The organism is Tateyamaria omphalii, from assembly GCF_014651375.1.
Lineage (GTDB): Bacteria > Pseudomonadota > Alphaproteobacteria > Rhodobacterales > Rhodobacteraceae > Tateyamaria > Tateyamaria omphalii.
The window spans coordinates 311,850-330,133 of the sequence record NZ_BMWT01000001.1 but is presented as its reverse complement, the minus strand read 5'-3'; the positions used below and the strand labels follow the sequence as shown (position 1 = coordinate 330,133).

Annotated in this window: 22 protein-coding genes and 1 pseudogene; 11 read left to right on the top strand and 12 right to left on the bottom strand. The window is 59.9% G+C overall.

Annotated features, from left to right (window positions below):
- Positions 1-84: 84 nt before the first annotated feature.
- Both serB and IE087_RS01535 read left to right on the top strand, forming a co-directional pair.
- On the top strand, positions 85-963 hold the full coding sequence (serB, locus tag IE087_RS01540; protein ID WP_189367163.1) for a phosphoserine phosphatase SerB: 879 nt from the start codon (positions 85-87) through the stop codon (positions 961-963).
- A 110-nt stretch (positions 964-1,073) separates the two neighbouring features.
- Positions 1,074-1,387: pseudogene (locus tag IE087_RS01535) on the top strand (YciI family protein).
- A gap of 62 nt (positions 1,388-1,449) precedes the next feature.
- Here IE087_RS01535 and IE087_RS01530 read toward each other — a convergent pair.
- A complete protein-coding gene (locus IE087_RS01530) occupies positions 1,450-2,442 on the bottom strand; it encodes an asparaginase (RefSeq protein WP_189367162.1) in 993 nt (330 codons plus the stop codon).
- Positions 2,443-2,619: 177 nt separating this feature from the next.
- Between IE087_RS01530 and IE087_RS01525 the strand changes: the two genes are divergently transcribed.
- From IE087_RS01525 to IE087_RS01505, 5 genes are all read left to right on the top strand, one after another.
- Positions 2,620-3,150 (top strand): invasion associated locus B family protein, encoded by a 531-nt coding sequence (locus IE087_RS01525; RefSeq protein ID WP_189368298.1) that lies wholly within the window; start codon positions 2,620-2,622, stop codon positions 3,148-3,150.
- Positions 3,151-3,287: 137 nt separating this feature from the next.
- Entirely contained in the window at positions 3,288-3,857 is a 570-nt protein-coding gene (locus tag IE087_RS01520) for a carboxymuconolactone decarboxylase family protein (protein WP_189367161.1), read from the top strand.
- A gap of 160 nt (positions 3,858-4,017) precedes the next feature.
- A complete protein-coding gene (gene rlmN / locus IE087_RS01515; protein ID WP_189367160.1) occupies positions 4,018-5,193 on the top strand; it encodes a dual-specificity RNA methyltransferase RlmN in 1,176 nt (391 codons plus the stop codon).
- An 85-nt stretch (positions 5,194-5,278) separates the two neighbouring features.
- Complete coding sequence (locus IE087_RS01510; protein ID WP_189367159.1) at positions 5,279-6,064, top strand: hypothetical protein; 786 nt, start codon at positions 5,279-5,281, stop codon at positions 6,062-6,064.
- A gap of 107 nt (positions 6,065-6,171) precedes the next feature.
- Positions 6,172-6,384 carry a hypothetical protein gene (locus IE087_RS01505; RefSeq protein WP_189367158.1) on the top strand — a complete coding sequence of 71 codons (213 nt, stop codon included), beginning with the start codon at positions 6,172-6,174 and terminating at the stop codon, positions 6,382-6,384.
- A 51-nt stretch (positions 6,385-6,435) separates the two neighbouring features.
- Here IE087_RS01505 and IE087_RS01500 read toward each other — a convergent pair whose 3' ends face one another.
- On the bottom strand, positions 6,436-7,278 hold the full coding sequence (locus IE087_RS01500) for an LOG family protein (RefSeq protein WP_189367157.1): 843 nt from the start codon (positions 7,276-7,278) through the stop codon (positions 6,436-6,438).
- Positions 7,279-7,398: 120 nt separating this feature from the next.
- Between IE087_RS01500 and dapD the strand changes: the two genes are divergently transcribed.
- A complete protein-coding gene (gene dapD / locus IE087_RS01495) occupies positions 7,399-8,226 on the top strand; it encodes a 2,3,4,5-tetrahydropyridine-2,6-dicarboxylate N-succinyltransferase (protein WP_189367156.1) in 828 nt (275 codons plus the stop codon).
- On the opposite strand, the gene IE087_RS01490 is transcribed toward dapD, so the two are convergent.
- Positions 8,223-9,278: a transporter substrate-binding domain-containing protein gene (locus tag IE087_RS01490; RefSeq protein ID WP_229801225.1), complete on the bottom strand. Its 1,056-nt coding sequence runs from the start codon at positions 9,276-9,278 to the stop codon at positions 8,223-8,225. The two genes, dapD and IE087_RS01490, sit on opposite strands and share 4 nt — an antisense overlap.
- A gap of 156 nt (positions 9,279-9,434) precedes the next feature.
- On the opposite strand from IE087_RS01490, the gene IE087_RS01485 reads away from it, so the two are divergent.
- Positions 9,435-9,785 carry a DUF8846 family protein gene (locus IE087_RS01485; RefSeq protein ID WP_189367155.1) on the top strand — a complete coding sequence of 117 codons (351 nt, stop codon included), beginning with the start codon at positions 9,435-9,437 and terminating at the stop codon, positions 9,783-9,785.
- Here IE087_RS01485 and IE087_RS01480 read toward each other — a convergent pair.
- Positions 9,782-10,408 carry a class I SAM-dependent DNA methyltransferase gene (locus tag IE087_RS01480; RefSeq protein ID WP_189367154.1) on the bottom strand — a complete coding sequence of 209 codons (627 nt, stop codon included), beginning with the start codon at positions 10,406-10,408 and terminating at the stop codon, positions 9,782-9,784. The two genes, IE087_RS01485 and IE087_RS01480, sit on opposite strands and share 4 nt — an antisense overlap.
- 75 nt (positions 10,409-10,483) lie before the next feature.
- Between IE087_RS01480 and IE087_RS01475 the strand changes: the two genes are divergently transcribed.
- Positions 10,484-11,338, top strand: coding sequence for an SDR family oxidoreductase (locus IE087_RS01475; protein ID WP_189367153.1), 855 nt, complete (start codon positions 10,484-10,486; stop codon positions 11,336-11,338).
- Entirely contained in the window at positions 11,335-11,925 is a 591-nt protein-coding gene (locus IE087_RS01470) for an exopolysaccharide biosynthesis protein (RefSeq protein ID WP_189367152.1), read from the top strand. Before IE087_RS01475 ends, IE087_RS01470 begins: the two co-directional genes overlap by 4 nt.
- On the opposite strand, the gene IE087_RS01465 is transcribed toward IE087_RS01470, so the two are convergent.
- From IE087_RS01465 to IE087_RS01430, 8 genes are all read right to left on the bottom strand, one after another.
- Positions 11,913-12,569 carry an androgen-induced gene 1 family protein gene (locus tag IE087_RS01465; RefSeq protein ID WP_189367151.1) on the bottom strand — a complete coding sequence of 219 codons (657 nt, stop codon included), beginning with the start codon at positions 12,567-12,569 and terminating at the stop codon, positions 11,913-11,915. The genes IE087_RS01470 and IE087_RS01465 overlap by 13 nt on opposite strands.
- Before the next feature lie 62 nt (positions 12,570-12,631).
- Complete coding sequence (gene dxs / locus IE087_RS01460; protein ID WP_189367150.1) at positions 12,632-14,560, bottom strand: 1-deoxy-D-xylulose-5-phosphate synthase; 1,929 nt, start codon at positions 14,558-14,560, stop codon at positions 12,632-12,634.
- A 7-nt stretch (positions 14,561-14,567) separates the two neighbouring features.
- Entirely contained in the window at positions 14,568-15,434 is an 867-nt protein-coding gene (locus IE087_RS01455; protein WP_189367149.1) for a polyprenyl synthetase family protein, read from the bottom strand.
- A gap of 3 nt (positions 15,435-15,437) precedes the next feature.
- Complete coding sequence (locus IE087_RS01450; protein ID WP_189367148.1) at positions 15,438-15,680, bottom strand: exodeoxyribonuclease VII small subunit; 243 nt, start codon at positions 15,678-15,680, stop codon at positions 15,438-15,440.
- The gene (locus IE087_RS01445; RefSeq protein ID WP_189367147.1) at positions 15,677-16,615 is read right to left on the bottom strand and encodes a histone deacetylase family protein; all 939 of its coding nucleotides are present in this window, start codon (positions 16,613-16,615) and stop codon (positions 15,677-15,679) included. The genes IE087_RS01450 and IE087_RS01445 overlap by 4 nt, the downstream gene beginning before the upstream one ends.
- A 10-nt stretch (positions 16,616-16,625) precedes the next feature.
- Positions 16,626-16,928 (bottom strand): hypothetical protein, encoded by a 303-nt coding sequence (locus tag IE087_RS01440; protein WP_189367146.1) that lies wholly within the window; start codon positions 16,926-16,928, stop codon positions 16,626-16,628.
- A gap of 4 nt (positions 16,929-16,932) precedes the next feature.
- A complete protein-coding gene (locus IE087_RS01435) occupies positions 16,933-17,634 on the bottom strand; it encodes a response regulator (protein WP_189367145.1) in 702 nt (233 codons plus the stop codon).
- Entirely contained in the window at positions 17,631-18,143 is a 513-nt protein-coding gene (locus tag IE087_RS01430) for a MarR family winged helix-turn-helix transcriptional regulator (protein ID WP_189367144.1), read from the bottom strand. Before IE087_RS01430 ends, IE087_RS01435 begins: the two co-directional genes overlap by 4 nt.
- Positions 18,144-18,284: the final 141 nt, after the last annotated feature.

The window sequence follows — 18,284 nt, the reverse complement described above, 5'->3', positions numbered from 1 at the left end:
GTGGTGCAACCGGGAATCCGGGGCTATAGCGCCGCTGGAACATTTATTTGCGACATTCCTGTCGCGTATCGGAAACGGACCCCCATGTTTGTTTGTACCCTGTTAACGGACCCCGCGAACCCGTCGCTGGAGCCTGCCCTGATCGACAATCTGCGCAATGCGTGGGGTGGTGGTGATGTGCAGTGGTTGGCCGTGGATGAGGCGGCGGCTTTTTCACTGGAGGCGGTGCCGGACAACCGGTGGGATGTGTGGGCCGATCTGCAGAAGCTGGGGGTTGATCTGATCATTCTGCCCAAGGAGGGACGCCGCAAGAAGATGCTGCTGGCGGATATGGACAGCACCATGATCCAGCAGGAGTGCATCGACGAGCTGGCCGATGTCGCCGGTGTCGGTGATCGGGTGAAGGATATCACAGCCCGTACCATGAATGGCGAGTTGGATTTCGAGGCCGCGATCCGCGAGCGGGTTGGGCTGTTGAAAGATCTGCCTGAAGCCGTCATCGGGCAGGTGCTGGAGGAGCGGATTGCCCTGATGCCCGGCGGGCCGGTTTTGCTGGCGACGATGAAGGCCAATGGCGCATATGCCGCGTTGGTGTCGGGTGGGTTTACCGCCTTTACCTCTGCTGTGGCGGGCAAGTTGGGCTTTGATGAGAACCGTGCCAATACGTTGCTGGCGACCGGTGGTGTGCTGACGGGCGAGGTTGGTATGCCGATCCTGGGGCAGCAGGCCAAGGTGGATGCGTTGGAGGAGATCACCGCGCGGTTGGGCATTGCGGAGGCGGATGTGCTGGCCGTGGGTGATGGGGCAAATGACCTCAAGATGCTGGGGCGTGCGGGGCTGGGCGTGGCATTGCATGCAAAGCCTGCTGTCGCTGCACAGTGCGATGTGCGGGTGAATTTTGGGGATTTGACCGCGCTGTTGTACCTGCAGGGTTATGCGCGGTCTGAATTTGTGAACGCCTGAGGGGCTCTGCCCCTCGGCCTTGCGGCCTCACCCCGTGGTATTTTCGGTCAGAAGAAACGGGATAGCCGAATCGTGGTAGTCCGGGGTCAGCAAACAGTAGGGGACCGCAGATGCCGGATTTCATTTTTGCCTATCATGGGGGGACGATCCCCGAGACCCAGGAAGAGGGTGAAAAGGCCATGGCGGCCGGGGGAAGTGGTTCGAGGACATGGGCGCGGCCGTTGTTAACGGTGGTAACCCGGTAGGCCAGTCAATGACTGTGACAGCTGGTGGCGTGGCTGGCGATGGTGGGGCCAACCCCATTTCCGGTTACACCATCGTGCGGGCCGATACGCTTGAGGCTGCGTGTGAGCTGGCCAAAGGCTGCCCAATGGTGGCGGATGGCACCGGATCCGTGGAAGTGGCACCGATTGTTGAGATGTAAGGCGGAGGTGTCCTCCGCCTGAGCAGCGCAAAACCAACTGTAAGGTGGACGTGTCGTCCGCCCTAGAGCAGGGCGGGCGCGGCGCGCATGTGGCCCGTTTCAAGCCCATCCCAGTTTTTGATGGGTGCGCTGGTGTAGGCCAGCGCCTCGGGGTGGTTGGGATCGAGTGCGCCCAACCGGACGAGGATTTGCGCGATGGCGCATTCGGCTGCGCGCGTACCGCCATCTGTGATCTTGAGCGCCACGCCCATTTTCTGGTCTGGCAGGATGGCGATGAAAAACCCTTCGGCCCCGGTTTTGATTGCGATTTTGCCGTTCATGGCGCGCATCAGCCTTGTGCAGGCGCGCACCTCGCCTGCGACGAGGTCGGGGTGGGTGGCCATGGCATGTCGAAGTTGTGCTTCCGGGCTGTCTGACGGTGCGGCGGCAAAGTGGGCCATGGCGCGCGCCATGCCGTGCAGGGTGCAGGCGAAGTTCGGGGCGGAACAGCCGTCGATGCCGAAGCCCGGAGAGGTTTCCTGTGTTGTGCGTTCGAAGGCCTCGAGGCACGCTTTTTGCACTGGGTGGTTTGGGTCAACATAGTCGGGGCCTGCGTCGAGATGTTTGGCAAGCGTCAGGAAGCCGGTGTGCTTGCCCGAGCAGTTGTTGTGGATGCGGCAGGGGGATTCGCCCGCGCAGGTCATCGCGTTGCGCACGGTCTTGTCGCGCGATTCTTGCGGCCCGCATTTGAAGTCATCATCATCTTTGCCGATTGCTTGGAGCCATGCGCCAACCTTGTCGGTGTGGATTTTCGCGCCCTGGTGCGAGGCACAGGCGAGCGCGAGATGTTCCGGTGTCAGGGCGTGCGCTGCGGCCGCGCCGCTTTCCAGAAGCGGAAGAGCCTGGATCATTTTTGCGGATGAGCGGGGCAGCACAACCGTTTCCGGCACACCCCAGGCTTCGACGATCTGGCCAGTGTCATCGCAGATCACGGCATGGCCTTGGTGCGCGCTTTCAAGGAAGGGACCGCGCCAGATTTCTGCCAATGTGACAGCCCCATGTGCCGGATGCGTCATCTTTTCCCTCACATCTTGGCGATTTCATGCCAATTATTCTTTCCTGCGTCGCGCGTTTCGCGCTAATGTGCCACTTGTCGAGAAGAAACGCCGCCCTTGCAAGAGAATGCGCCAAAAACGGTGCGCCCGGGGGACGGTGCAGGTATTGAGGTTTCGGACAGCTTGGAGGCTGTGGTTATGGCATTTAGGAAGACAGTGATTGGTTTTGTCGGCGCGCTCTCGCTTATGGCGGGAATGGCCGTTGCGCAGGATCAGAGCACGAACCGCGTTGCGGCAAAAACCGATTGGAGCGTGTTTGTCGAGGATAACCCGACAGAATGCTGGGGCGTGGCAACGCCCAAGGAAGTGGTGAACACCCGTGAGGGTCGCGTTGTCGCCGCGACGCGCGGACAGATTCTTTTGATGGTGTTCTATCGTCCCAGTGCCGAGGCCAAGGGTCAGGTGGCGTTTACCGGCGGGTATCCGTTCCGGTCCGGGTCGACCGTGAACGTGAACATCAGTGGCAACGAGTTTGAACTGTTCACTGAAGGTGAATGGGCATGGCCCGCGACGGCTGCAGATGATGCGAAAATTGTCACCGCTATGAAGCGCGGTGCCGAGGCGGTTCTGACGGGCCTGTCCAGCCGTGGCACCACAACAAAGGATACGTTTTCCTTGCTTGGATTCACCGCCGCGGTTGAGGATGCCGAGGCACGCTGCGGCGGCTGATTTTCCGCCCGATTGCAATTCACAAGACCGAGAGGGGCTGTGCAGTGATGCACGGCCCCTTTGGCTATCTCCGCAGTTTGGAACTGCATGGTACCTTACTATCTCCCAATGCGTCCCAACGCGAAAAGGAGATACCCATGGCCAAAACCATAGTCCACACACTTGAGACCGCCCCGGATGCCTCGAAACCCTTGCTGGAAAACTCGATCAAGGCCTTTGGTCGCCTGCCTAGCCTGCATGGCGTGATGGCAGAAAGCCCCGGCTTGCTGGAAGGGTACCAGCAACTGCATCGCCTTGCGATCAACGGCACCGCCTTTACGCCCGAGGAGCGGACCGTGGTCTGGATGACCGTGAATGTCGCCAATGCCTGCCATTATTGTGTGCCTGCACATACTGGCATCGCCAAGATGGAAAAGATCGACGAAGACATCGTGAACGCGCTGCGGGACGAGACGCCGTTGCCTGCGAAGCTGGAAGCTTTGCGCACCTTCACGCTGGCAATCCGTGACACCCATGGCCGGCCCGGTGCGGATGCCATCGCCGCGTTTGAAACTGCCGGGTACGGTGAGCGCGCCATCCTCGATACCATTCTGATCTATGCGCAGAAGGTCATGTCGAACTTCACCAACGCGTTGTTCGAGACGCCCACTGACGCGGCCTTTGCCCCGTTTGCATGGGAACCCAAAAAGACTGTCGCTGCTGAGTGAGCCGTTGGACTGGGGGCCAGCCCCCAGACCCCCGAGGTATTTTCAGCCAGAAGAAAGAGCAGTGGTTCGGACCGCTGCTCTTTTTCATTTGGGCCGAATCCTTTTGATTGCCTCGGCTTTTCCTATATAGGGGCGCATCACCCCAACGATGGACTGAGCCATGGCTGACGCGCCGATCACGCAGGATGTATTGACGATTCCCCGGAAACTGCCGGAGGGACCTGTGAACCTTGTGGGTCTGACTCGCCCGCAGTTGCGGGAGGTGTTGATCGCCCATGGCACGCCCGAGAAGCAGGCGAAGATGCGCGTCGGGCAGATCTGGCAGTGGATTTATCAGTGGGGCGTGCGTGATTTTGAGGCGATGACGAACCTGTCCAAGGTCTATCGTGCAGAGCTGGCAGAGAAGTTTGTTATCGAAATCCCCGAGGTCGTGTCCAAGCAAGTGAGCGTTGATGGCACGCGCAAGTGGTTGGTGCGTATTGCTGGCGGGCATGAGGTTGAGGTTGTCTATATCCCCGAGGAAGATCGTGGGACGCTGTGCGTGTCGTCCCAGGTCGGCTGCACGCTGACCTGCTCGTTCTGTCATACTGGCACGCAGAAGCTGGTGCGCAATCTGACCGCTGCCGAGATTGTTGGTCAGGTGATGATGGCGCGGGATGATCTGGACGAGTGGCCGGTGCCCGGTGCGCCGAAAGACGAGACGCGTTTGCTGTCCAACATCGTTCTGATGGGGATGGGTGAGCCGCTGTATAACTTTGAGAACGTCCGTGACGCGATGAAGATCTGCATGGATGAGGAGGGCATTCAGTTGTCCCGCCGTCGGATCACGTTGTCGACCAGCGGCGTTGTACCGGAGATCGAACGGACGGCCAACGAGATTGGTTGTCAGCTTGCCGTGTCTTTCCATGCCACCACGGACGAGGTGCGCAACACGCTGGTCCCGATCAACAAGCGCTGGAACATCGAAGCGCTGTTGGAGGCCCTCAAGGCGTATCCGCGGGGCCGCAACTCGGAGCGCATCACCTTTGAATACGTGATGTTGGATGGGGTGAATGATACGGATGAGGATGCGCACCGGCTGGTGGAGCTGCTGAAGGGCATTCCGGCCAAGGTGAACCTGATCCCGTTCAACGAATGGCCCGGTGCACCTTACAAGCGGTCATCGAACAACCGTATCCGGGCCTTTGCCAACATCATCTATCAAGCCGGTTATGCCAGCCCGATCCGCACCCCGCGGGGCGAGGACATTCTGGCGGCCTGCGGACAGTTGAAGTCGGCCACCGAGCGGGCGCGCAAGAGCCGCAAGGAGATCGCGGCGGAAGCTGGGCTTCAATAAGCGAAAAAGGCAGGAATTCCTGCCTTTTGTATCCGACAGATCAAAGCAATTCTGGGTCACATAGATTTATGTGAAAGGATGCACCGTGAACGTTGGACAGGCGACTATTGATACCCAACCCTTTGATGCAGGTTTTCTGGGGATGGGGGGATTTGTTCCAGCCCCGTCGCCCGCGAGCCCTGACTTTCTGGCTGCCAAGGCCCTGCATGCACAGACAAACTGGGTCATCTATGAATATGATTGTCGCACCCAAAGCGAAAAGCGGCGCAGGATTGATGCCTCGGGTCGGCTGGCGCTGGATCCGATCCTTGTGATCTATGGCAAGGGCACGGCGTCGCAGCGTCCCAGCAAGAAAAGCATTGTTGAAACATATAAGGCACTGGCGAAGGCCGTTGGCGTCCAGTCACCGCCCGATCTGGACAAGGCGTTTGGCAAGGCGCTGGGCCTTGACCGCATTCCGGTGCCATGGGCTGAGATCCAGAAAAACCATAACCGCCACCAGCTTTACGATGTGACGGTCGATCCTGTCATGGCGGCCTATCGGTTGACGATTCAGGGGACGCAACTGCCGGGTGATGTGTTTCTGCTGGTGCCGATGAGCGCCTCGTTCCATTCGGCCACATGGGGGTTCTGTCTGGAGAGCGGCAAGTTCGAATATTATCTGGGCCGGGTGGGGTATTATGACAGCGTGCGCGTGAACCTGTCCGGTCCGAGTGGTCGGCAGTTGCAGCGTGAAGAGGCCAAGCGTCGGGTTCAGATCATCGAAAAACACATCAAGGAGCTGCGTGAATTTGGCACCTATGACGGCAGCGATGTTGAAGAACAGATCAAGGAATTGCACCGCCAAATCGACGAGTTGATCAAGTACTAGCGGCACACTGTTCGCGAAATGGTCACAATCTTTTCCTGTTTGCGCACCAATAGCGCCATGGTGCGCCTGCATGACAGGCTCAGGGAAAAGGGAATGGAGTGACTGTTATGTCGATGATTTTTGGAAACGACAGCTTTGTTGAAGCGCAGGTTTTGGACCTGGTGAACCGCGAACGCAGCCAGGCGCTGTCCCGGCGTGAGTGGATGCACCGCTTGGCCGGATACGGCTATTGCATTCGTGAAACCGAGGCGGGTGACGTTGTGGAAACGCTGCCGCATCGTGTGGCTGTGTGCAAATTGCCTGCTGAACTGGCGGCCTGACCGCCAGATACTTTTTGATATTGGTCGCGTGCTGCGCGGCCAAGGCCGGTGTTACCGACCGGGGACTTCGCCGCGCTTGGTTGTCGGGCCCCAGTTGTCGATGACTTCCATCGCTTCCTGCGCGCTGTCCACGAAGCGGAACAGGTCCAGATCGTCGGCCGAGATTGTTCCGGCGTCTGATAGCGCATCCCAGTTGATGATCTTCTCCCAGAACGCCTTGCCGAACAGCAGGAAGGGCACGCGTTCCATGCGGCCTGTCTGGATCAGGGTAAGGGATTCAAAAAGCTCATCCAACGTACCGAAGCCACCCGGGAAGACACAGATCGCGCGTGCACGCATCAGGAAGTGCATCTTGCGGATGGCGAAGTAGTGAAAGTTGAAGCTGAGATCTGGTGTCACGTAGTGGTTGGGGGCCTGTTCGAAGGGCAAAACGATGTTGAGCCCGATAGAGTGCCCGCCTGCGTCAACGGCGCCGCGATTTCCGGCCTCCATCACGCCAGGGCCGCCGCCGGTGACGATCACGTTTTCACGGCCACCGCTTTCCAGCGACTTTTCCGTCATCAGCCGTGAGAAGGTGCGTGCCTCGTCATAGAACGACGACAGGTCGGCGAGCGTTTGGGTGCGTGCGCTGTCTTTGTTCACCGGGTCAGGGATGCGGGCGCCGCCGAACAGGACGATGGTCGACTCGATCCCTTGTTCGTTCATCAACATCTCGGGTTTGAGCAGTTCAAGCTGCAGCCGCACCGGGCGCAGTTCGTCGCGGCATAGAAATTCAGGATCGGCAAAGGCCAATGGATAGGCGGGCGATCGCGTTTGTGCTGTGTCTGGTGCGCCCTCTGCCGCCTTGCGGTCGGTATAGGCGTCGCGGAACGGGCTGCGGTGGTCGTCTTTCATTCTGTCTGCTCCTGTCAGGCTTCGACTAGGCGTAGCGTGCCATAGGGGCATTGCCCAGATATGATTGCAAGGCCTCCCGGTTTGTTGTCTAAGCGCCGCGATCAATCAGGGGAGATTCCGATGTCCAACGCTCAGCTTGAAACTGCCATCGAAGCCGCGTGGGAAGCCCGCGACACCATCACGCCCGCCACCACGGGCGAGACGCGCGAGGCAATCGAGGATACGCTGAATGCGCTGGACAGTGGTACCCTGCGCGTGGCCGAGCGGCAGGACAGCGGCGACTGGCATGTGAACCAGTGGGCGAAAAAGGCTGTGTTGCTGGGCTTCCGCATCAAGGACATGGAACAGCAGGATGGCGGCCCGCAAGGCGGCGGCTGGTGGGACAAGGTCGACAGCAAGTTCAAGGGCTGGGGCGACAACCAGTGGCAAGCCGCCGGTTTCCGTGCGGTGCCGAACTGTGTGGTCCGCAAGTCGGCCTTCATCGCGCCGGGCGTGGTGCTGATGCCGTCGTTTGTGAACTTGGGCGCCTATGTGGACGAGGGCACCATGGTTGATACGTGGGCCACCGTTGGGTCCTGCGCGCAGATCGGCAAGAACGTGCACCTATCTGGCGGCGTTGGCATCGGCGGTGTGTTGGAGCCGATGCAGGCGGGGCCGACCATCATCGAAGACAACTGCTTCATTGGCGCACGGTCCGAGGTGGTTGAGGGCTGCATCGTGCGCGAGGGGTCGGTTCTGGGCATGGGCGTGTTCATCGGCCAGTCGACCAAGATCGTGGACCGCGAGACGGGCGAGGTCATGTATGGTGAAGTGCCAAGCGGCTCCGTTGTCGTCGCAGGGTCGATGCCTTCGAAGAACGGTGTGAACCTGTATTGCGCGGTGATTGTGAAGCGCGTCGACGAAAAGACCCGATCCAAGACGTCGATCAACGAGCTGTTGCGCGACTAACTGCCCCGGTCGAACCACTGCAGGTAAAGGGTGTCATATTCACCCGATTCCTGCAGGTTCAGTAGTGCCAAGTTGATGCGTTCGCGCAAGTCGCTGCCCTGAGGCAGAGCGATGCCGTAGTCTTCGGGCCGAAACACACGGTCGACGAGGCGCGCTTTCCCGCGCCCGTCGGTTTTGACGTAGTAGGCCAAGACCGGACTGTCGAAGACGACAGCGTCCAACTCTCCGTCTTCAAACGCCCAGAGCAAGGCATTGAAGTCGACAAATGTGTTGTGGGAAATTTCGCGTTGAACCAGAAACTCGCTGGAGGTCGAGCCGCTGGTCGTCGCAACCTCGCGCCCTTCCAGATCGCTGACACTGTCAATGCGTTCACCCAATGCCCGTATTGTCATCACGCTTGTCACGTTGGCGACAAAGAACGAAACGATGAACAATCCGGATACCACCAGGATCACGGCAAAGAGCCGACCAAATCCGGATTTCGGGACATTTTGTTCAGACCCGCCCCGTACCAACAGATTCAGTGCATACCAGAAGGCCGGGAAGATGGCCTTGCCCGGCGGGCGGTCGAAATAGGGCTGCCGTTTGCGTTCAAAGACCCACATGAGCATGCCCATCACCATCAGCAAGCCGAGTGCCCCAAGGATGGCGATCCCCAGATCCCGGTTGAGAATGGCGGACCACAAGCTGGGCGCGTTGTCGACGGTGGGAACCATGATCTGCAACCCGCTGCGAAAGATCGGCAGGGTAAAGTCCATCACCGCCTCCCGTGCGCCAGTGATCGAGATGTTGGCGATTGCGCCGTCGACAGCGCCGTCTTCGACCTCTCGCAGCATTTCGGGGAAGCTCGATTGCATCTCGAATGAGATGTCGGTGCCAATCTCGCGCCCGATGGCTCGGATCAAGTCCGCACTGAATCCGTCGACCTGACCTTCGTTCTGGAACGTGAAAGGAGGTCGTTCGACGGTTGCGAAGACCAGTGTTCTGTTCTGTGCCAGCCCCGGCAAGACCAGGCACAGGGTCATCAAGATCGAAAGAAGAAGCGTGCGCATATCCATCCGCCATCTTTTGAACGTTGGTTCCATGGCTTAGGTTAGATGCAGGGCTGCGCCAAGTCGGGACGCATGTGCGGCCCATTTGCAGTTTGTTGTTGCTTCTGTTTTGCAACTGTCCGGTGTAGGTCATTGCGGTCTGAGCAGGGGATCATCATGGCGCAGTCCAAACCAAAAACCGCCAAGCCAAAGAAACCGCAGCAGGTCTATACCCTGTTGGTGCAGATTGGGCGCAAAGATGGGGATGGCCTGCCGGATGGTGCGACAGGGGCGGCGTTGATGTGTTTTGCCAGCGGTGTGGACGAGGCGGAGGCCGTGCGCGAGACGGTGGCGCTGCTCAAGCAGGCGGATACTGCGCCGCTGGATGTGACTGGCTATGGCACGCTGGATGAGCGGTTGGCCGAAGGGCATGAGATTGAGGGCGAAGAGCGTGCGTTGATGCAGCGGGCCTTGGATGAGAATGCTGTGATTGTCGCGCAGGTTACGCCGTTTTTTGACAAGGGCTAGACCCGGCGGAACGCGATCAGGAGTGCTGTATCCTTTGCATGATCGCCGGTTGCGTTGGGGCCGTAGATTGCAACCTCGGTTAGGCTGAGGCCTTCGATATCATTCTCTAACGCAGTCAGTTTTTCGTGGAAGCCAGATGCGGCGAAGTGCTGGGCGTTTACCGACAGCACGATCCAACCGCGTGGACGTACCGCTGCGATCACCGCATCAATCCCGTCTGGACCCACATGCCCTTTGGTGAAGGTGCCGGAACTGACGACCCCCTGATACAGCCCATCTGGAGTGGCCAGCCCGTCAAAGATGTTTTCGACCCGCGTGGTGCGGTAGATGTCCTTGGCTGCTGCAATTTTTAGCATGTCGGCCGAGATGTCGGTGCCGTCTATCGGCTCGACCCCGCGTGCAGCCAATGCCGTGCCGCACAGGCCGGTGCCCGCGCCCACGTCCAAAACAGGGCCAAAGCCGCCGATATTCACGAAGTGACGTGCTACCTGTTCGTGCAGGATATAGTCACTAACACGGGCAAAATCGCTGTCGTAGGTGTCTGCCCAAGCGGAATATAGCTGCACCGAGTCTTCGGGTGTTTCGAGCGCATAGGCGCTGTCGAGGGATGGATCGTCTGCCATCTGCCGATTAGGCGGCGCTGCGACATGCTTGGCAAGGGGCTTGTGTGCGGGCCGCGTGCGCGCCACCTATGGGGCATGACCAAGACTTTGCTTTCTTTTGGCCACGGCTATTCGGCTAAGGCACTGACCGAACTGCTGATCCCGCAGGGCTGGCGGGTGATCGGAACCACCCGCAGCGCGGACAAAGCTGCCGCACTGGCCGCGACCGGGGTGAAGCCGCTGATCTTTCCCGGAGACAACGTGAGCGACGCTATCAAAACGGCGACGCATCTGCTGATTTCGGCCGGGCCGGATGCGGACGGCGACCCGGTTCTGCGCGCAGTGGGGGATCAGATACGCGCCCGTGCGGATCAGTTTGAATGGGTCGGCTATTTGTCGACCACGGGCGTGTATGGCGATCATGGTGGGGACTGGGTGGACGAAGACACGCCGCTGGCCCCCTCCACCCGCCGTGGGCAGTGGCGCAAGGAGGCCGAAGCGGCGTGGCAGGCGATACCCGGACTGCCCCTGCATATCTTTCGGCTGGCTGGCATCTATGGCCCCGGGCGCGGCCCCTTTGCCAAGGTGCGGGCGGGCACGGCGCGGCGGATCATCAAGCCGAACCAGGTGTTTTCGCGTACCCATGTGGAAGATATTGCCCAGATTGTAGCGGCTTCGATTGCACAGCCTGCGCCGGGCACAGCTTACAACGTCTGTGATGATGATCCGGCCCCGCCGCAGGATGTCATTGAGTATGCGGCGCAGCTGTTGGGTCTGCCGACGCCGCCAGCCGAAGACTTTGAGACCGCCGAGATGACGCCGATGGCCCGCAGCTTTTACGCCGAAAGCAAGCGGGTGCGGAATGATCGCATCAAGGATGAGCTGGGTGTGGAGCTGATCTATCCGACATACAAGGTTGGTCTGACCGCTTTGCTGAAGCAATCGGAATGACGGGGGATGATCCTCGCACGCTGACGCATCTGCTGGATGCGGTCGACGAGGCTGGCGCGGGTGAGGTCGTGTCTGTTCAGGACATTCTGGATGAGATTGGCGAGCAGTCGATCATGCCCATTGTGCTGGTCGTGTCGATCCTGCTGGTGTCGCCGCTGTCTGGCATTCCGGGCATGCCGACCTTGTCGTCACTGGTTCTGTTGATCCTGATCTTGCAGGCGGCCGTTGGGCGCAAACAGCTTTGGCTGCCACCGTTCCTGCGGAACCGACGCGTGCGGGCCGAGAGGTTGCATGTGGCCACCGGATGGCTGCGCCGCCCTGCGGGCTGGATCGACCGCCATTCGCATCCGCGTCTGCGTATCCTCACGCGCCACCCGCTGCGTCTCGTGACCCTGATATTATGCATGGCCATGCCGTTGCAGTGGCCATTCCTTGAGTTTTTTCCCTTTGTCACGTCCTTTGGCGCGGGTGCCTTGGCCTTGATGGCCTTTGGCCTGCTGACACATGACGGGATGTATGTGCTGGCCGGCCACATCGCCGTAGCCGCACAGGTTCTGGCCGTTTTATGGCTGGCTCAGGCGGCCTGAGAGCGACGAATCCGGTAAAGCACAGCGCCCAAAACGCCGAAGACCACCAGCAGACCCAGTGCGATGGCACCATTCGCGATGTAGAAGTTCACGCGGTCCGGCCATTCCATGGAATTGAGGAAGGGGTAGGGCAGGCCACTTGTCACGGTGCCTTCGGGTTTGGAGTTGAACCGCTGCACGAACAGTTCGGACCAGGCCACATATGCCGCGATGATGGCCACCATTGGCAACGCCGCCCGCCACACCTTGCGAAACACGGCACCGATAAACAGGGCGTCGATGATTTGCAGGAGGGGTCCCAGCGCATGCAGGTAGTACTCAAGCCACCAGATGATCGGGTTTCCGCCGTTCACCAGGGAAGGGTCAGCGAGGTAGAGCCGCCAGTAGAGAAACACGACCATGACGTTCAGGACGGCAGCGCACATCGCTGTCACCTCGTGCTTGCGGGTGATCCGGTGTTCGCTAAGCGCAAGCATCCGGCTGGCGGAATAGAAGGACAGGAACAGTGCCCAGATGGTCAGGTAGCGAAACGGTCCGCCCACACCGCCCCATGACCCCAGGATCAGTTGGTACAGGCAGTAGCCTGCCGCGAGAAGGAAAACGACCCAGCGATACAGCAGGACGGGGCGGCTGTGGATGTCCATCGGTCAAAGCCTTTCAAAATGTGGCTCTGACACTGGCCGACGCGGGCCTTTCAAAGCAAGCCTTAGGCGCGTGCTTCGCCGATTGACGTTACGCCAAGTACGTTCAGCACCTTTGCCTCGATCTGTTCGGCGTTCATGCCTGCAACTGCGTACATGTCTGCTGGGCTGGCTTGGTCGATGAAGATGTCGGGCAGGATCATGGAGCGGTATTTGAGGCCGGTGTCGAACACGCCTTCCTCGGCCAGAAGCTGGGCGACGTGGCTGCCGAAGCCGCCCACTGCGCCCTCTTCGATTGTGATCAGAGCCTCGTGATTGGCGGCAAGCTCAAGGATCAGGTCGCGGTCGAGCGGTTTGGCAAATCGGGCATCTGCGATGGTGGGGGTGATCCCCTTAGCGGCGAGGTTTTCCGCGGCCTTCTGCACTTCTTCCAGTCGGGTGCCGAAAGAGAGGAGGGCGATGCCTTTGCCCTCTTGGATCATGCGGCCCTTGCCGATTTCCAGCGGCTCCCCGCGTTCGGGCATGTCGACACCTGTGCCTTCGCCACGTGGAAAGCGGAAGGCGATGGGGCCCTCATCATGGGCGGCTGCGGTGGCGACCATGTGGGCCAGTTCCGCCTCGTCCGCTGCGGCCATGACGGTGAAGCCGGGCAGGTTTGACAGATAGGCGACGTCGAAGGCTCCTGCGTGCGTCGCTCCGTCGGCGCCCACGAGGCCTGCGCGGTCTATGGCGAAGCGGACGGGCAGGCGCTGGATTGCGACGTCGTGCACGACCTGGTCGTAGCCCCGTTGCAGGAAGGTCGAATACATTGCGCAGAAGGGTTTCACCCCCCCGGCGGCAAGAGCGGCTGAAAAGGTCACGCCATGTTGCTCGGCAATGCCCACGTCAAAGCAGCGGCTGGGATACCGTTCCGCAAAGAGGTTCAGGCCGGTGCCATCGGGCATGGCGGCCGTCACAGCACAAATCTTGTCGTCCGCTTCGGCCTGCTTGATCAGGTGTTCGGCAAACACCTTGGTGTAGCTGGGCGCATTGCTGGGGGCTTTTTTCTGTTCGCCGGTGATCACGTCGAACTTGGCTGTCGCATGCCCCTTGTCGCGGGCGGTTTCGGCGGGAGCGTATCCTTTGCCCTTCTTTGTCAGAACGTGGATCAAGATGGGGCCTGTTGCGCGTTCCTTGACGGTGCGCAAAACCGGAAGAAGCTGGTCCATGTCGTGCCCATCAATGGGACCGATATAGCTAAAGCCCAACTCCTCGAACAACGTTCCGCCGACGGCCATGCCCTTGAGCATCTCCTTGGCGCGTTTCGCTCCTTCGCGGAAGGGTTCTGGCAACAGACTGACGGCCCCTTTTGCCGCGGCCTTGAGATCCTGAAAGGGGTTTTGGGCATAGAGCCGTGACAGGTAGGACGACATCGCCCCGACGGGAGGCGCGATGGACATTTCGTTGTCGTTCAGGATTACGAAAAGACGTTTGCCCAAGTGTCCGGCGTTGTTCATGGCCTCATAGGCCATGCCTGCGCTCATCGATCCGTCGCCGATGACAGCAATGGCGTCGCCGGACCCTTCTGGCGGTTGTCCACCCAGATCGCGTGCGACGGCAAAGCCGAGCGCAGCGCTGATTGAGGTCGAGGAGTGCGCGGCGCCAAAGGGATCGTAGGGGGACTCGCTGCGTTTGGTGAAGCCGCTGAGACCATCTTTCATCCGCAGTGTGCGGATGCGGTCGCGCCGTTCGGTCAGAATTTTGTGGGGGTAGCATTGGTGCCCAACGTCCCACACCAGCTTGTCCCGTGGCGTATCGAAAACAGCATGTAAAGCGACGGTCAGTTCAACCACGCCAAGCCCTGCACCAAGGTGTCCGCCTGTCACCGACACCGCTGACACTGTTTCAGCGCGGACTTCGTTGGCCACTTGCCGGAGTTGTGCGTCCGAAAAGCGTTTCAGGTCCGCAGGACGATGCACGGTGTCAAGAAGCGGGGTGTTGGGGCGATCTGACATTGGCTCTCTAGCTGGTGCGGGTCACGACAAAGCGGGCGGCGTCCCGCAATACGTCGGCGTCCGCATTATATACATGTAAGGCATCGCAAGCTTCGGTCACGAGTTGGTCAGCGCGGCGTTTCGCCTCGTCTAGCCCAAGCAGCGACACGAAGGTGGCCTTGCCCGCATCGGCATCCTTGCCCGTCGCCTTGCCCATGGTGACGGCATCGCTGGTTACATCCAGAACGTCATCGGCAATCTGGAAGGCGAGGCCGAGGGCGCGGGCGTACGTTTGCAAAGGCGTGATGTCGGCTTGTGCCAGTCGTGCGCCAGCGGTGGCGGACCATTCGAATAGCGCACCGGTTTTGCCGCGCTGCAATGCGATAATCTGATCAAGTGTCAGCGGCGTCGCCGCGGTCTCGGCTGCAATGTCGAGCGCCTGACCGAGTACCATTCCACGTGCACCTGACGCCATTGCGAGTGATTGGACAAGATCTGCGCGCACATCACCCGAACCAATCGCGGGATGCGCGACCATTTCGAAGGCGAGCGTTTGCAGTGCGTCCCCTGCCAGCACCGCCGTCGCCTCATCCCATTTGATATGCACCGTCGGCACTCCACGGCGCAGGTCATCGTCATCCATGCAGGGCAGATCATCATGAACAAGGGAATAGGCATGTACGGCCTCGATAGCGCAGGCCGGCCAAATTGCCTTTTTAGGGTCTATTCCGTGCAGACGCGCACCTTCCAGCACCAGAAAGCCGCGTATCCGTTTGCCGCCGTTTGTCGCGTGCGTCATAGCGTCAACGACGGGTATCGGTTCCAAGCCTTTCAACTCGGTATCCAAATGCGCCTGTATGGCGACAGCCGCGTCTCTCAGCCGGTCGCGGAACATGGATTACAGATCGCCTGCTGGTTTCAGTCCGGTCGGATTTCCATCGCCATCCAAGGTAATGGCGGCAACCTTCTCTTCAGCTTCCTTCAGCTTCTTCTCGCAACGCGCTTTGAGTGCAGCGCCGCGCTCATAAAGCTTGATGGAATCGTCCAGTGCGACGTCGCCCCGCTCCAGCTGGCCCAATACCTGTTCCAGCTCGGCCATTGCTTCTTCGAAGCTCATTTCGTCTACAGGGCGGTCGGTCATGTGGAGGCCTTCATCAGCGATTGCACGTGGGCGCGGGCACAAGCGGCCAGCGCGTCCAGATCATAGCCCCCTTCCAGAACGGACACCACCCGGCCCTTGCACAGGTCTCGTGCAGTTTTCGCAAGCATGTCGGTGAGGCTGGTGTAGGTGTCTGCCGTCCAGTTGAGTTGGGCCAACGGGTCGTCTTGGTGGGCGTCGAAACCGGCAGAAATCAGGATGAGTTCGGGCTGGTGTTTGATCAGGGCCGGGATCACCTGCCGCTCGTATTCGGCAATGGCGTGGTTGCCATCTGTATGCGGAGCAAGCGGGATGTTCAGGACGGTGCCGTGTGGGCCACGATCCGAAGCTTGTCCTGTTCCTGGCCAAAGCGGTATCTGTTGTGAGGTGATGACGAGTGCGCGCGGGTCGTCTTGGAGCAGCGCTTGGGTGCCGTTGCCATGGTGCACGTCGAAATCGACCACGGCGACCCGTTCAAGCCCATGCACTTCGAGTGCATGTTTAGCAGCGATGGCGACATTGCCAAAGATGCAAAACCCCATAGGTAGAGACTGTTCTGCGTGGTGCCCAGGTGGGCGCATAGCGACGAAGGCGTTCGTGACTTCCTCGTCCAGCACCATGTCGACGGCTTTGACCGCACCGCCCGCAGCGCGCCAGACTGCGTTGTAAGATGTGGGCGAAAGGAAGGTTTCGGCGTCGGTTTCGCGGTCCAAACCGGCAAAGCCGTCGGCAGGCACTTTGGTGCGCACGAAGTCGATATAGTCCTGCGGATGACACAGCGCGATGGATGCGTCATCGGCCAATGGCGGATCGACGCGGACCAGGTCGAGGTCGGCGAGCGCGCGCTGGATGTAGTCGAGCCGCGCAACTTGTTCGGGCATGCCGGGGGGCGTGACGTGCAGGAGGCCGTCTGAATGGGTAAGGAGGGCTGTTTGCATTTTCACCAGTTTACTGAAGGATGACGATGCCAAGAAATGCGAAGAACTCCACAAACAGATTGCGGCGCACGTGTTTGATATGTTTCACGACGAATTCATCTGCCAAAACATGAACGGGAAACAGTCTCGGGTCGAAACATGCGTTTTGGAGACAGGATAGGCTGTTGAGGCTGATGCCGCGCTTGGTGCGGTCTGGACGAAAGCCAGCCAGTTTATCACCAAGCAGCAAGTCAAGGGCAACGGGATGCATGCGTGCCATGTGTAGGTTCAAGCGCACCAAAGGAACAATCGTAAAACAGCTTACGAAGCGCATGCTATCAATCCGGCGCCAGCATGTAGCCTGCGCCGCGCACGGTTTGCAGGTAGCGGGGCTGTTTTGGGTTGCTTTCGATTTTGCGCCGAAGCCGCGTGATCTGCACGTCCACGGCGCGTTCCTGTGCTTGACCACGATCGCGGCCAAGGTCTTCGACCAGCTTGGCTCGGCTGATGGCTTCGCCGGGTTTAGCCGAGAAGATTTTCATCAACTGCATTTCGGTGGCGGTTAGCCGCACGAGGTCTTCGCCCTGCCACATCTCGCCCCGCTCCATATCGTAGCGGATGGGACCGAGGGTCAGGATTTTCGGAGCCGCCTCTTCCGGAGCGACATCGGGCACGCGCCGCAGGATGGCGTTGATACGCAAGAGCAGCTCTTTGGGCTCGAACGGTTTGGGCAAGTAGTCGTCGGCTCCGGCCTCCAACCCTTCGATCCGGTTTTCGGTTTCGCCCTTTGCTGTTAGCAACAGAATGGGTGTGGCATGGGTTTCGCGCAGGCTGCGGCACAGGCTGAGACCATCTTCGCCTGGCATCATCACATCCAGCACGATCATGTCGAAATCGAGCCCGGACAGGACCCGGCGTGCGTGGGCGGCATCACGCGCCGCTGTCACCAAAAAGCCATTTCGCACCAGGAACTTCTGCAAGAGGCTACGGATGCGTTCGTCGTCATCGACGATCAGCAGGTGGGTGTCGAATTCAGTCATGCACCGCTCTCCTTCAGTCTTTGATAGGTGCGATGCATTTCCGTGTCCATCATTGCCTCGAGCACGGTGCGAAAGCCTGCCACTGCTTCGGGGCCTGCATCGCGGAAAGCGGCGCGCATCCGCGCGCGCTGTGCATCAGACAGCCGCCCTTCGAGCGCATGGCCATCTTCGGTCAGATACAGGTGCCGTTCCCGTTTGTCGGTCTTGCCGACCCGGCTTTCCACAAGCCCGTCTTCTATCAGCGTCCGCAGCACCCGGTTCAGGGATTGTTTCGTCACGCCAAGGATGTTGAGCAGGTTGTTAACCGTGGTGCCGGGCGCACGGTTTATGAAGTGAATGGCGCGGTGATGCGCGCGGCCATACGCCATGTCCGACAGGATGCGATCGGGGTCGGCGGTAAATCCGCGATAGGCAAAGAACATTGCCTCGATCCCCTGACGCAACTGTTCGTCCGTCAGGAAAAGCAGGTTCTCTCCACCCGCAGTAGCAGTTCCGCGTCCGTCGGCCATGCCCGTCCCCATCTCTGGTCGTCTTTTGTGGCAGTTTAAGTCAGCCTTGTTGACATTCCAAGGGTGAAGGGCTATCGAATCGCAGGTTTTGCGCAACTTTATGACCGCATCGGTCCTAGTCGCGCAACAAATGCAAATTCG